The organism is Erwinia sp. BNK-24-b, assembly GCF_047456155.1.
GTDB classification, from domain to species: Bacteria; Pseudomonadota; Gammaproteobacteria; order Enterobacterales; family Enterobacteriaceae; genus Erwinia; species Erwinia phyllosphaerae.
The window spans coordinates 396983-409962 of the sequence record NZ_CP179901.1; the positions used below are offsets into that span (position 1 = coordinate 396983).

General features: G+C 53.5%; 12 protein-coding genes. 8 read left to right on the forward strand and 4 right to left on the reverse strand.

The genetic code is table 11. The annotated features are described in order from the left end of the window. Positions 1 to 41 precede the first annotated feature (41 nt). Both ACMGGR_RS01890 and ispB read right to left on the reverse strand, forming a co-directional pair. Positions 42 to 308, reverse strand: coding sequence for a helix-turn-helix domain-containing protein (locus ACMGGR_RS01890; protein ID WP_246759827.1), 267 nt, complete (start codon positions 306 to 308; stop codon positions 42 to 44). Between the two features lie 424 nt (positions 309 to 732). Beyond that, positions 733 to 1704, reverse strand: a complete 972-nt coding sequence (gene ispB / locus ACMGGR_RS01895; protein WP_246759829.1) for an octaprenyl diphosphate synthase — start codon at positions 1702 to 1704, stop codon at positions 733 to 735. Positions 1705 to 1959: 255 nt separating this feature from the next. Between ispB and rplU the strand changes: the two genes are divergently transcribed. The 5 genes from rplU to ACMGGR_RS01920 all read left to right on the forward strand — a co-directional run bounded on the left by rplU (position 1960) and on the right by ACMGGR_RS01920 (position 7643). Beyond that, positions 1960 to 2271, forward strand: coding sequence for a 50S ribosomal protein L21 (gene rplU, locus ACMGGR_RS01900; RefSeq protein ID WP_125287102.1), 312 nt, complete (start codon positions 1960 to 1962; stop codon positions 2269 to 2271). 15 nt (positions 2272 to 2286) lie between these two features. Beyond that, positions 2287 to 2544: a 50S ribosomal protein L27 gene (gene rpmA, locus ACMGGR_RS01905; protein WP_013204035.1), complete on the forward strand. Its 258-nt coding sequence runs from the start codon at positions 2287 to 2289 to the stop codon at positions 2542 to 2544. 284 nt (positions 2545 to 2828) lie between these two features. After that, the gene (gene cgtA, locus ACMGGR_RS01910; RefSeq protein WP_246759830.1) at positions 2829 to 4007 is read left to right on the forward strand and encodes an Obg family GTPase CgtA; all 1179 of its coding nucleotides are present in this window, start codon (positions 2829 to 2831) and stop codon (positions 4005 to 4007) included. A gap of 153 nt (positions 4008 to 4160) precedes the next feature. Beyond that, on the forward strand, positions 4161 to 5120 hold the full coding sequence (fepB, locus tag ACMGGR_RS01915) for a Fe2+-enterobactin ABC transporter substrate-binding protein (protein ID WP_414148024.1): 960 nt from the start codon (positions 4161 to 4163) through the stop codon (positions 5118 to 5120). Between the two features lie 261 nt (positions 5121 to 5381). After that, positions 5382 to 7643, forward strand: a complete 2262-nt coding sequence (locus ACMGGR_RS01920; RefSeq protein WP_281434575.1) for a TonB-dependent siderophore receptor — start codon at positions 5382 to 5384, stop codon at positions 7641 to 7643. A gap of 52 nt (positions 7644 to 7695) precedes the next feature. On the opposite strand, the gene dacB is transcribed toward ACMGGR_RS01920, so the two are convergent. Then, positions 7696 to 9129 (reverse strand): serine-type D-Ala-D-Ala carboxypeptidase, encoded by a 1434-nt coding sequence (gene dacB, locus ACMGGR_RS01925; RefSeq protein WP_414148893.1) that lies wholly within the window; start codon positions 9127 to 9129, stop codon positions 7696 to 7698. 248 nt (positions 9130 to 9377) lie between these two features. Here dacB and greA point away from each other — a divergent pair, with 248 nt between their 5' ends. Further along, complete coding sequence (gene greA / locus ACMGGR_RS01930) at positions 9378 to 9854, forward strand: transcription elongation factor GreA (protein WP_246759835.1); 477 nt, start codon at positions 9378 to 9380, stop codon at positions 9852 to 9854. 104 nt (positions 9855 to 9958) lie between these two features. Here the strand turns inward: greA and yhbY are convergent, their stop codons facing one another. Next, entirely contained in the window at positions 9959 to 10252 is a 294-nt protein-coding gene (yhbY, locus tag ACMGGR_RS01935; protein WP_125287107.1) for a ribosome assembly RNA-binding protein YhbY, read from the reverse strand. A 127-nt stretch (positions 10253 to 10379) separates the two neighbouring features. Between yhbY and rlmE the strand changes: the two genes are divergently transcribed. Together rlmE and ftsH are read left to right on the forward strand one after the other, a co-directional pair. After that, positions 10380 to 11009, forward strand: coding sequence for a 23S rRNA (uridine(2552)-2'-O)-methyltransferase RlmE (gene rlmE / locus ACMGGR_RS01940; RefSeq protein ID WP_246759836.1), 630 nt, complete (start codon positions 10380 to 10382; stop codon positions 11007 to 11009). 55 nt (positions 11010 to 11064) lie between these two features. Continuing rightward, positions 11065 to 12972 (forward strand): ATP-dependent zinc metalloprotease FtsH, encoded by a 1908-nt coding sequence (gene ftsH, locus ACMGGR_RS01945; protein WP_246760117.1) that lies wholly within the window; start codon positions 11065 to 11067, stop codon positions 12970 to 12972. The last annotated feature ends 8 nt before the right edge of the window (positions 12973 to 12980 follow it).

Genomic DNA, 12980 nt, shown 5'->3' on the forward strand with positions numbered 1-12980 from the left:
CGCGCAGGAGGCAGGAACCTGCTTCCCATGCGTTGCCCGCTTTAATTTTTTGAACGGATTAGCTTTTTGCGGTCGAGCAGCTCGTGGGTTACCGGATCGTAATAGCGGCTGGGCCAGATTTCCGCCGGATGAATCATGAGCGCATCGGCAATAATCCACTCTCCCTTCGGCCACGGCCTGAACATTGCGTTAGACAGCGTTGACGAGCTTAATCCGGCATTGCGCGAAACTTCGGCCAGGCTGGTGCCTTTTTTCCGCAATCCCGCAATAATATCCGCCTTATGCCAGTCCTTTTTCTCCTTGACCATCTGTACTTTCCTCCGTGTACGCTTTGCTGTTTTCTGGAAACATCTGACACGAGCTCTGCGCGTGTCCGGCAATGTTTTCACCCATAATGCGAATAAATAAGCTTTTATTTTTAAAATCCGCGCGTCGCTTTATATCAATAACGGGCAAGAAATTTCCAATATTTTTTTACAAGGTTTTGCTTTTTGCGTAGTAGTACGCAAAGTTACGCAACGGCGTGACGAGTTACATCAGAAAGGTGAAGGCGGCAGGCAAAAAGTAACTTATGAGGGGGGGATTGAGTACGGACAGGCGAAGTTAAGCTGCGTCAGGCTACAAAAAGCCGCACCCACGCTACCTTAGCCCGCACCTTTTCTGGCGCGTACGGCAGCGGGAGCTTGACGTTTTTACCGGTGCGAAGCGCGGCAGGTAGCCGCGCTTACGGCATTAAAACTCGCGCTGTACTGACATGTGCGCCAGTGCTTCAAGCGCGCTGCGCCACGGTGACTCCGGCAGGATGCTAAGGCTGGCGATAGCTTTATCCGCCTCGCGCTCTGCTGATTCACGCGTCCACTCCAGAGAACCGCACTGACGCATGGTTTCAAGAACGGGCTCCAGCAAATGGCGGCCGTTGCCCTGTTCTATTGCACCACGGATCATGGCAGCCTGTTCAGGCGTTCCGGTACGCATAGCGTGCAGCAGCGGCAGCGTAGGTTTTCCTTCGCTCAGGTCGTCGCCGACGTTTTTACCCAGCGTTTCCCCATCGGCGCTGTAGTCGAGAAGATCGTCGATAAGCTGGAAAGCCGTGCCGATATAGCGGCCATAATCCTGTAACGCCTTTTCCTGCTCCGGGGTAGCGGAGGCCAGAATCGCGGAGGACTGCGCGGCCGCTTCAAACAGACGGGCGGTCTTGCTGTAAATCACCCGCATGTAGCTTTCTTCGGTGATATCAGGATCGTTGCAGTTCATCAGCTGCAACACTTCACCTTCTGCAATGACGTTGACCGCTTCCGACATCAGCTCCAGCACGCGCAGCGAGCCGATGCTGGTCATCATCTGAAAGGCGCGCGTATAGATAAAATCACCAACGAGTACGCTGGCCGCGTTGCCAAAAGCGGCGTTGGCGGTTGCTTTACCACGGCGCATGTCAGACTCATCGACCACGTCGTCATGTAACAACGTTGCGGTATGGATGAATTCGATCAGGGCAGCCACGGTAACGTGCTGTTTACCGGAATAATTTAAGGCGCGAGCAGCCAAAACGGCAATCATCGGGCGAATGCGTTTGCCGCCGCCGCTGATGATGTAGTAACCCAGCTGGTTGATGAGAGAAACCTCAGAGTTCAGCTGCTCGAGTATGGTTGCATTGACGTCCGCCATGTCCTGCGCGGTGAGTTCGTTTATCTGTTCTAAGTTCATTAGTCTGTTCAGCTATTGCCCACTATTGCGGCTATGATAAGCGTCTTTACCCGTGCCTGCGGCATGTAATGTATAACAGATTGTACTTGAAAATTGCGGCTGTGAAACATTTGCCTGTGCTTTGCGTTTTTTTTCTGCAATACCCCCTACCAGGCACTTGTCATCGCTTGCGAAGTTGCGTAGAATTCGCGCCCTATTGTGAATATTTATAGCGCAGCCTGACATCAAGAAGGCAAGCGCGAGAGCGGAGTTTATATGTACGCGGTTTTCCAAAGTGGTGGTAAACAACACCGAGTGAGCGAAGGTCAGACCGTTCGCCTGGAAAAGCTGGACATCGCAACCGGCGAAACGATTGAGTTCGACCAGGTTCTGATGATCGCCAACGGCGAAGAAGTGACGATCGGCGCACCTTTAGTTTCAGGCGGCGTGATCAAAGCAGAAATCATTGCTCACGGACGTGGCGACAAAATTAAGATCGTTAAGTTTCGTCGTCGTAAGCACTACCGTAAGCAGCAGGGTCACCGTCAGTGGTTCACTGATGTGAAGATCACTGGCATCAGCGCCTAAGAGGAGATCTGACAAATGGCACATAAAAAGGCTGGCGGTTCCACTCGAAATGGCCGCGATTCCAACGCAAAACGTCTGGGTGTTAAGCGTTTCGGTGGCGAAAGCGTTCTGGCAGGTAGCATCATCGTTCGTCAGCGTGGCACCAAATTCCACGCGGGCACCAACGTAGGCTGCGGCCGTGACCACACCCTGTTTGCTACCGCAAACGGCAAGGTCCAGTTCGAAGTGAAAGGCCCGAACAACCGTAAATACATCAGCATCGTTGCTGAGTAAGGTTTTCGTGCCTGAAAGCGGTACCCGATACCGCTTTTAGCAGCGAATCAAAAAGCCCCGCTATGATTGCGGGGCTTTTTACATTCTGCATTCTGACCCGCATAGCGCGGGTTGCCAGCAAAGCCCTTTGCTGTACAATTTATATTCAGCTGCATGATGTCTTAAAGCGGATCCCTGTCTGGAAAAGACGCGTGGTCTGCGGCACCAGGGATCTGTTATAAGGCCAGCGAGCCACGACGGATCATCCTGCCAGCAGCGGGCAAAATGATTTACGGAGAAGTAACATGAAGTTTGTTGATGAAGCGACGATCCTCGTTGCTGCGGGCGATGGCGGCAATGGCTGCGTCAGCTTCCGTCGTGAAAAATATATTCCCCGGGGCGGACCGGACGGTGGTGATGGCGGCGATGGCGGCGACGTCTACATGCAGGCCGATGAAAACCTGAACACCCTGATCGATTACCGTTTCGAAAAATCTTTCCGCGCTGAACGTGGCCAGAATGGCCAGAGCCGTGACTGTACCGGCAAACGCGGCAAAGACATTATTATTAAAGTGCCTGTTGGCACCCGCATCATCGATCAGGGCACCGGCGAAACGCTGGGCGATATGATGACGCACGGTCAGCAGACCATGGTCGCCAAAGGCGGCTGGCATGGCCTGGGCAACACCCGCTTTAAATCTTCCGTTAACCGTACGCCTCGTCAGAAAACGATGGGCACGCCGGGCGAAAAGCGCGACCTGCAGCTGGAGCTGATGCTGCTGGCCGATGTCGGTATGCTGGGTCTGCCAAACGCAGGTAAATCTACTTTTATTCGCGCCGTTTCTGCTGCGAAGCCTAAAGTCGCCGACTATCCGTTTACCACGCTGGTGCCAAGCCTGGGCGTGGTGCGTATGGATAGCGAGCAAAGCTTTGTGGTAGCCGATATTCCTGGCCTGATTGAAGGCGCTTCTGACGGTGCCGGTCTGGGGATTCGCTTCCTTAAGCACCTTGAGCGCTGCCGCGTGCTGCTGCACACTATTGACCTGGCACCGATTGACGAGTCCGATCCGGTAGAAAATGCCCGTATCATCCTGGGCGAGCTGGAAAAATACAGCGAGAAGCTGTTTAACAAGCCACGCTGGCTGGTTTTCAACAAGGTTGACCTGCTGGACCAGGAAGAAGCTGAATCCCGTGCGAAGGCGATTGCCGAAGCGCTGGGCTGGACGGATAAATATTATCTGATCTCTGCGGCCAACCGCGTCGGCGTTACGCCTCTATGCTGGGACGTAATGTCCTTCCTGAACGCCAATCCAAAAGAGGCGGAAGTGGAAGAGAAGCAGCCGGAGAAAGTGGAATTCATGTGGGACGACTATCATCGTCAACAGCTGGAAGAAGCTGAAACGGCGGTAGAAGAAGATGACGACTGGGATGAAGACTGGGACGATGAAGACGACGAAGGCGTCGAAATCATCTATCAGCGCTAATCTTGCGGGGCACCTTAGGGTGCCTCTGTTTTTTGCGGCGAACCTTCGCCACCGGCAATTATTCCTTCCCGGTAATAAAGATAATCATTATCATTCTCTCTTGCTGAGGTGCGCGAGGCATACCGCTTCGCCCTGATTGAAAGAGCTTTGAGAATGACTGCTTATGTTCGCCTGCTTTCCCTGATCTGTTTTGCCCTTTCGCTCCTTTCTGTTAGCCCGGCTCGTGCCGAGGGAGGCTGGCCGCGTCATCTCACCAGCGTCAAGGGCGAGATTGTGCTTAAGCAACAACCTGAACGCATTGTCTCCACCAGCGTAACGCTGACCGGCTCGCTGTTAGCGATAGATGCCCCGGTCATTGCCAGTGGCGCAACCATGCCGGGCCATCGTATTGCGGATGGCCAGGGCTTTTTCCGCCAGTGGGGGAAAGTTGCGGTAGCAAAAGGCGTTAAGCGGCTCTACAGCGGCGAGCCAAACCTTGAAGCGATAGCTGCAGAAAATCCCGATCTGATCATCGTTAGCGCCACAGGGAATGACTCTGCGCTGCCGTTTTACGACCGTCTGGCCGCGCTGGCCCCGACGCTGGTTGTCAACTATGACGATAAAAGCTGGCAGGAAGTAGAGCGCGTGCTTGCGCAGGCCACAGGCAAAGAAGCCGAGGCGCAAAAGTCGATTCAAAGCTATGCGCAGCGTGAAAAAGAGGTCAAGGCCAGGCTCAGGCTGCCGCCGCAGCCCGTTTCCGCGCTGGTTTATAATCCTCATGCTCATCTGGTAAACCTCTGGACGCCCGAGTCCGCCCAGGGAAAATTGCTGGAGTCGCTTGGCTTCACGCTGGCTGAGCCGTCGGCTATCGTATTACAGGCCAGCCAGCGGCTTAAGCGACGGGATATTATTCCTGTCGCGGGAGAGAACCTGGTCACCGGACTGACGGGCAACAGCATAATGATGTTCGCCGCTGACGATAACAAAGCGCTGCTGGCCGAGCCGCTGCTTGCAACTTCACCAGCAATTAAAGCTAAGCAGGTTTACACCTTAGGCGAAGACAGCTTTCGTCTGGATTACTATAGCGCCAGCAACGTGCTGACTCGTCTTGAACAGCTTTTCTCCGCAAAATAGCCTGTCCGTGCCCCTGCGTTAGCCGGGGCACAATTCCTTTACTTTACGCGCCACCTCTCAAAATCAGCTGCCTCAATAAGAATGCGATGCATAATCGAATTGATAATAGTTTGCATTTAAAATAATGTATTGCCGCCTGGTGACAAACGTCAGAGCCGTTTGATAACGCTGGCAGGGCGGACAACAACGTATTTCCGCCTTTGAATTCATCTAATTGCCACTGTGGATACGGGCAGGGCGAATTGGCAGGGAATGAGAACGTTGAAAAGACTATCAAGATTATCACTAGCAATTTTACTTGAACTGGGCATGGTCGTGGCAGCGAGCGCGGCAGATACCACGCAGGAAAACACGGCGGCGGCGACGGCAAAAGCGGCCTCCGGCACGACCAGCAACACGGAAGGCGCGACCATGATGGTAACGGCGGAGCAGCAAAACCTGCAGGCACCGGGCGTTTCTACCATCACCTCTGACGAAATAAAAAAACGACCACCTGCCCGCGATCTGTCTGAAATCATCCGCACCATGCCGGGCGTTAACCTGACCGGCAACTCCACCAGCGGCCAGCGCGGCAACAATCGCCAGATTGATATTCGCGGCATGGGCCCGGAAAACACCCTAATCCTGATTGACGGCATGCCGGTTGCCAGCCGCAACTCGGTACGTTTGGGCTGGCGTGGTGAACGCGATACGCGCGGCGATACCAACTGGGTGCCGCCAGAGATGGTTGACCATATTGAAGTCATCAGGGGCCCGGCCGCCGCGCGTTATGGCAACGGTGCCGCGGGCGGCGTGGTCAATATCATTACCAAACAGACCAGCAACGAATGGCACGGCTCCTGGAACACTTATCTGAATATGCCGGAGCATAAATCAGAAGGATCGACCAAACGCTCGAACTTCTCCCTTACCGGCCCGTTAGGGGATGACGTTACCTTCTCGTTGTGGGGCAACCTGAGCAAGACGCAGGCTGACGCGCAATATATCAATGAAGGCCATCAGTCGCTGCGAACCGGCAGCTATGCCGATACCGTGCCGGCAGGACGCGAAGGCGTGGTGAATAAAGATATTCACGGCAAGCTGCGCTGGGAATTCGCGCCAAACCAGAATCTGGAATTCAGCGCCGGTTACAGTCGTCAGGGCAATCTCTATGCGGGCGATACGCAGAACACTAATACCAGCGCGCTGGTGAAGAGCGAATACGGTGATGAAACTAACCGCCTGTACCGTCAGGATTACGCGGTTAACTGGACGGGCGTTTGGGACAACGGCGTTAGCACGCGCACCTATGCCCAGTATGAAAACACGCGCAACTCACGTATGAACGAAGGTTTAGCAGGCGGAACGGAGGGGATCTTCTCCGACAGCGGCTTCTCTACCATCGAACTCAATGATGTGCTGCTGCACAGTGAAGTCAGCATACCGTTTGAGTTTTTAGTTAACCAGACTGCCACGCTGGGAACCGAATGGAACCAGCAGCGCATGAAGGATGGCGCTTCTAATACCCAGGCGCTCTCTGGCGGCGCTATTGACGGCATCAGCAGCACTAATCGCAGCCCTTACTCTTCTGCACAAATTTTCTCGCTGTTCGCGGAAGACAACATGGAGCTGACTGACAGCACCACGCTGGTGCCTGGTCTGCGTTTCGATCATCACAGCATTGTCGGCAACAACTGGAGCCCTTCGCTTAACCTGTCGCAGGCGCTGGACGATGACTTTACGCTGAAGTTGGGTATCGCCAGAGCCTATAAAGCGCCAAGCCTGTACCAGACTAACCCTAACTACGTGCTTTACAGCCGGGGTCAGGGCTGCGCTGACAGCGCCGGTGCCTGTTATCTGATGGGCAACGACGATCTCAAAGCCGAAACCAGCATCAACAAAGAAGTTGGCGTGGAGTACAAGCATGAAGGCTATCAGGCCGGTCTGACCTGGTTCCGCAATGACTATCGTAACAAGATTGAATCAGGCTATGAGCCATCCGGCTCAACCGGCAGTACCGATATCTATAAGTGGGAAAACGTGCCGAAAGCGGTAGTAGAAGGTCTGGAAGGAACAGTAAACCTGCCGGTCACGGAAGCTATTACCTGGAACAATAACCTGACCTATATGCTGCAAAGTAAGAATAAAACCACGGGTGACCGCCTGTCGATTATCCCGCAATATACCCTGAACTCCACGCTGTCCTGGCAGGCGACGCAGGATCTGTCGCTGCAAACAACCTTTACCTGGTACGGCCGTCAGACGCCGAAGAAGTACAACTACAAGGGCGAGGCGGTCAGCGGCACGGAGAAATCAACGGTGAGTCCTTACTCTATTCTGGGCCTGAGCGGCACCTATGCGGTGAACAAGTATGCCAGCGTAACGCTGGGCGTGGATAACCTGTTCGACAAGCGTCATTTCCGTGAAGGCAATGCGCAAACGACAGGAAATTCAACGACCGGGGCTTACATGTATGGCGCTGGTGCTAACACCTATAACGAGTCGGGCCGTACTTACTATATGAGCCTGAATACGCACTTCTGATTTCATTAAGGCACAGGCCCGCAATATTGCGGGCCTGTAACATCCAACAGTCTTAATAATTCTGATAAATATCTTTATACAAACGGCTTTCAAAGCGGACCAGCGGAATACGACGCTGTTTCTGATCCTGTGGCGGAACCGCATAACCCGAAAGATATTGTACAAAGGCAACCCGCTTGCCGCTGGCGGTAGTAATAAAGCCAGCCAGGTTATAAACGCCCTGTAGCGAGCCGGTTTTCGCCGACACTTTCCCGTCCACGCCCGCTTCATGCAGGCCACCACGATAGCGCAATGTGCCGTCATAGCCAGCCAGAGGCAGCATAGAGATATAGTTCAGCTGCTGGTCATTCTGCGCAATATATTGCAGCACCTGCATCATGGTCGCAGGAGAAATCAGGTCATGGCGTGACAGCCCGGAACCATCTACCTGAATGCTGTTGCCCAGATCGATATTCGCTTTTTGCCGTAAAATCTGACGTACCGCATCCGATCCGGCGCGCCACGTACCCGGCACGCCAAAGCGTTCGTGACCAATCGTCCGGAACACGGTATCCGCAATCATGTTGTCGGATTTTTTCAGCATGGTATGCAGCAAGTCGTGCAGCGGGGCGGATTGTTTCTCTGCCAGCACGGTGGCGGGCGGCGTTGGCAGCGTCTGGCGCAACAGATGGCCGGAATAGTCGATGCCGGCCTGCTGTAGTTCAGCTTTCAGCAGCGCGCCTGCATAGCTTGCTCCGTCCTGAATAGCGAAAGCCAACGGCAGCGGTTCTGAACGCTGGGTCATACAGCCCGTCAGGGTAAAACGGTTAAGTTCGCCCGGCACCACGTCCAGCTCGCAATACTGCGCTTCTGACGAGCCGCGCGCCAGCGTACGTACCTGGCTGAACATATTGACCGGATAGAAAGAGGCAACGCGAATGAAAGCCTTCTCGCCTGGCGTTTGCGCGCTATAGAGCGAAACCGAAAAGCAGTTACGATCGACAATGGCCGCCGCTGGCGGTGCGCTAAAGCATTGCGTTAAATCGTTCCACGGCCAGCCTGGCGCCTTATCGTGGCTGGCGAATACCGAAGTATCAATCACCACGTTACCCGCAATATGCTCAACGCCCTGCTTTTTCAGCGCGATAACCATATTGCGCAAATCCTGACGTGTTAGCGTCGGATCGCCACCAAATCGCGCAACCAGGTCGCCTTTTAGCGTATTACCGCTAATGGAACCTTTGCTTTCCAGCTGCGTATGAAAACGGTAGTCCGGCCCAAGCTGCAACAGGGCAGCCAGCGCGGTAATCACCTTCATGGTACTGGCGGGCAGCGCCATTTGCTTGCTGTGGTAATCAATCGAGGGCGTGTCCGCGCCGATTTTTTGCACAATCAGCGCCAGGTTTGCGCCATCGGGCAGATACTGAGTATAGTCTTCGACCGTGGCCGCATGGGCATTCAGCATAAATGCGCAGGCTAAGCCGGTAACAATTCGTGAAAATCGCATAATCTCGCGTTTACTGGCAGGTGATGTTGCCATACTACGGTGCATCATGGTGGAAAGTAAACGATGACCCATAGGGAACTCTGCGTTAAAATACGTATCAAAATGCAAAACCGCCAGGCCCTGGAAACTTTTCGGGTCAGGTTTCTTTCGTTTGTAAATCAGTGGCAAGCGCCGCAGAACGCTTTTTCTGCATTTGCCTGTCAGGATGACAACAATTTTGCACAGGACAGATTTTACGAGGTATTGAGATGAATCAGATTCCGATGACGGTAAGAGGCGCGGAAGCACTGCGCGCAGAGCTTGAAGAGCTGAAAACCGTTAAACGCCCGCGAATTATTGCCTCGATTGCCGAAGCTCGCGAACATGGCGATTTAAAAGAAAACGCAGAGTACCATGCCGCGCGCGAAGAGCAGGGCTTCTGTGAAGGGCGTATTCAGGAAATCGAAGCCAAGCTGTCAAATGCTCAGGTGATCGATATCACAAAAATGCCGAATAATGGCCGCGTTATTTTTGGGGCTACGGTGAGTATCCTGAACGTGGATACCGACGAAGAATCTACTTACCGTATCGTTGGTGACGACGAAGCGGACTTTAAACAGAATTTAATTTCGGTAAATTCCCCTATGGCTCGCGGCCTGATCGGGAAAGAACCGGATGACGTGGCCATCATCAAAACGCCAGGCGGCGACGTTGAGTATGAAATTCTGAAAGTTGAGTATCTTTGATTTATTCTTAGAGAACTTTGCAGAAATAATGTAAAGAAAAGAAAAAGGCCGCACTGCGGCCTTTTCCTGACATCGGGAGCGTGTCACTTTCACACGCTGCTAAGCTAGCGAGGAAGGGCGATTTTACGTTCCTTCGTTGGACGGTACAGCACCAGCGTCTTGCCGATAACCTGCACGTTTGCGGCTTTGGTTTCGCGCACGATAGCTTCAACAACCAGGGTTTTTGTCTCACGGTCTTCCGTGGCGATTTTTACCTTGATGAGCTCGTGGTGCTCCAGTGCCTGTTCGATTTCGGCCAGCACCCCTTCGGTCAGACCGTTGTTGCCTAACATGACGACAGGTTTCAGCGGATGGGCCAGTCCTTTCAGGTGCTGTTTTTGTTTGGTACTCAGATTCATCGTATTTTTTACTTACATTGGGATTGAAAACGGGTCATTCTACCGCCATCTCGGGTATATCACCAAATCGGCATGCTGATTTGCGCGGTTTATTTATCGCATACGTTGAATCATAGTTGGAAATTGTATGACTGGTAAAAAGCGTTCGGCCAGTTCCAGCCGCTGGCTACAGGAACACTTTAGCGATAAATATGTGCTTCAGGCACAGAAAAAAGGGCTGCGCTCGCGCGCCTGGTTTAAACTTGATGAAATACAGCAGGGTGACAAGCTGTTCAAACCGGGAATGACGGTCGTCGATCTCGGCGCAGCGCCCGGTGGCTGGTCTCAGTATGTGGTCACGCAAATTGGCGCCAAAGGTCGCGTTATCGCCTGTGATATCCTGCCGATGGATCCTATCGTCGGTGTCGATTTCCTTCAGGGCGACTTTCGTGATGAACTGGTGCTGAAAGCCCTGCTGGAACGCGTTGGCGATACCAAAGTGCAGGTTGTGATGTCAGATATGGCACCCAACATGACGGGAACGCCGGCGGTCGATATTCCAAGGTCAATGTATTTGGTTGAGCTTGCACTGGATATGTGTCGGGATGTACTGGCACCTGGCGGCAGTTTTTTAGTGAAAGTGTTTCAGGGAGATGGCTTTGAAGATTACCTCCGGGAAATTCGCTCCCTGTTTACGAAAGTAAAAATTCGTAAGCCGGACGCTTCGCGCTCTCGATCGCGTGAAGTGTACATTGTAGCGACAGGGCGCAAACTATAGTACCCTACGCTGTCTGTTAACACAGTTGTAATAAGAGGTTAATCCCTTGAGTGACATGGCGAAAAACCTGATTCTCTGGCTAGTCATTGCAGTCGTGCTGATGTCTGTATTCCAGAGCTTTGGGCCCAGCGAGTCAAATGGCCGTAGGGTTGATTACTCAACCTTCCTGTCAGAAGTGAACCAGGATCAGGTCCGCGAGGCACGTATTAACGGGCGTGAAATCAACGTTGTCAAAAAAGACAGCAACAAATACACAACCTACATCCCCGTCAACGATCCCAAGTTACTCGATAACCTGTTGACTAAAAATGTAAAAGTGGTTGGCGAACCGCCTGAAGAGCCAAGCCTGCTGGCTTCGATCTTCATTTCGTGGTTCCCAATGTTGTTATTGATCGGCGTCTGGATCTTCTTTATGCGCCAGATGCAGGGCGGGGGCGGCAAGGGCGCGATGTCCTTCGGCAAAAGTAAAGCCCGCATGCTGACGGAAGATCAGATCAAAACCACTTTTGCAGACGTTGCGGGCTGTGACGAAGCGAAAGAGGAAGTCGGCGAGCTGGTGGAATACCTGCGCGAGCCGAGCCGTTTCCAGAAGCTGGGCGGTAAAATTCCAAAAGGCGTGCTGATGGTCGGGCCTCCGGGTACCGGTAAGACGCTGCTGGCCAAAGCGATTGCTGGCGAAGCAAAAGTGCCTTTCTTCACTATCTCCGGTTCTGACTTTGTTGAAATGTTCGTCGGCGTAGGTGCATCCCGCGTGCGCGATATGTTTGAACAAGCTAAAAAAGCGGCGCCCTGCATCATCTTTATCGATGAGATCGATGCGGTTGGCCGTCAGCGTGGCGCGGGTCTGGGCGGTGGTCACGATGAACGTGAGCAGACGCTGAACCAGATGCTGGTCGAGATGGACGGTTTTGAAGGCAACGAAGGCATTATCGTGATCGCTGCGACCAACCGTCCTGACGTGCTTGACCCGGCGCTGCTGCGTCCGGGCCGTTTTGACCGTCAGGTCGTGGTTGGTCTGCCGGATGTGCGTGGACGCGAACAGATTCTGAAAGTGCATATGCGTCGCGTGCCGTTGGCTACCGATATTGACGCGCTGGTTATCGCACGCGGTACGCCTGGTTTCTCCGGTGCCGATTTGGCTAACCTGGTGAACGAAGCGGCGCTGTTTGCTGCTCGCGGCAATAAACGTGTTGTTTCGATGGTAGAGTTCGAGAAAGCGAAAGACAAAATCATGATGGGTGCGGAACGCCGCTCTATGGTGATGACGGAAGCGCAGAAAGAATCGACCGCCTATCACGAAGCGGGCCACGCAATCATTGGCCGTCTGGTACCAGAACACGATCCGGTGCACAAAGTGACGATTATCCCGCGCGGTCGCGCGCTGGGTGTGACTTTCTTCCTGCCTGAAGGCGACGCGATAAGCGCCAGCCGTCAGAAGCTGGAAAGCCAGATCTCCACGTTGTACGGCGGTCGCCTGGCTGAAGAGATCATTTACGGTGTGGAACACGTTTCTACCGGTGCTTCTAACGACATTAAAGTGGCAACTTCCATTGCTCGTAACATGGTTACGCAATGGGGCTTCTCTGAGAAGCTGGGGCCGCTGCTTTATGCGGAAGAAGAAGGTGAAGTGTTCCTGGGACGCTCCGTCGCGAAAGCGAAGCATATGTCCGATGAAACCGCACGCATCATCGATCAGGAAGTCAAAGCGCTGATCGAAGGCAACTACCAGCGTGCGCGCCGTATTCTGAACGAAAACATGGACATCCTTCACTCAATGAAAGATGCGCTGATGAAGTACGAAACTATTGATGCTCCGCAGATTGACGATCTGATGGCACGACGTGAAGTACGTCCGCCAGCAGGATGGGAAGATCCGGGCAGCAGTTCCGACAGCAACGGCACGCCAAAGGCGCCGCGTCCGGTTGATGAACCGCGTACGCCAAACCCTGGTAACACCATGTGATAGCCAGG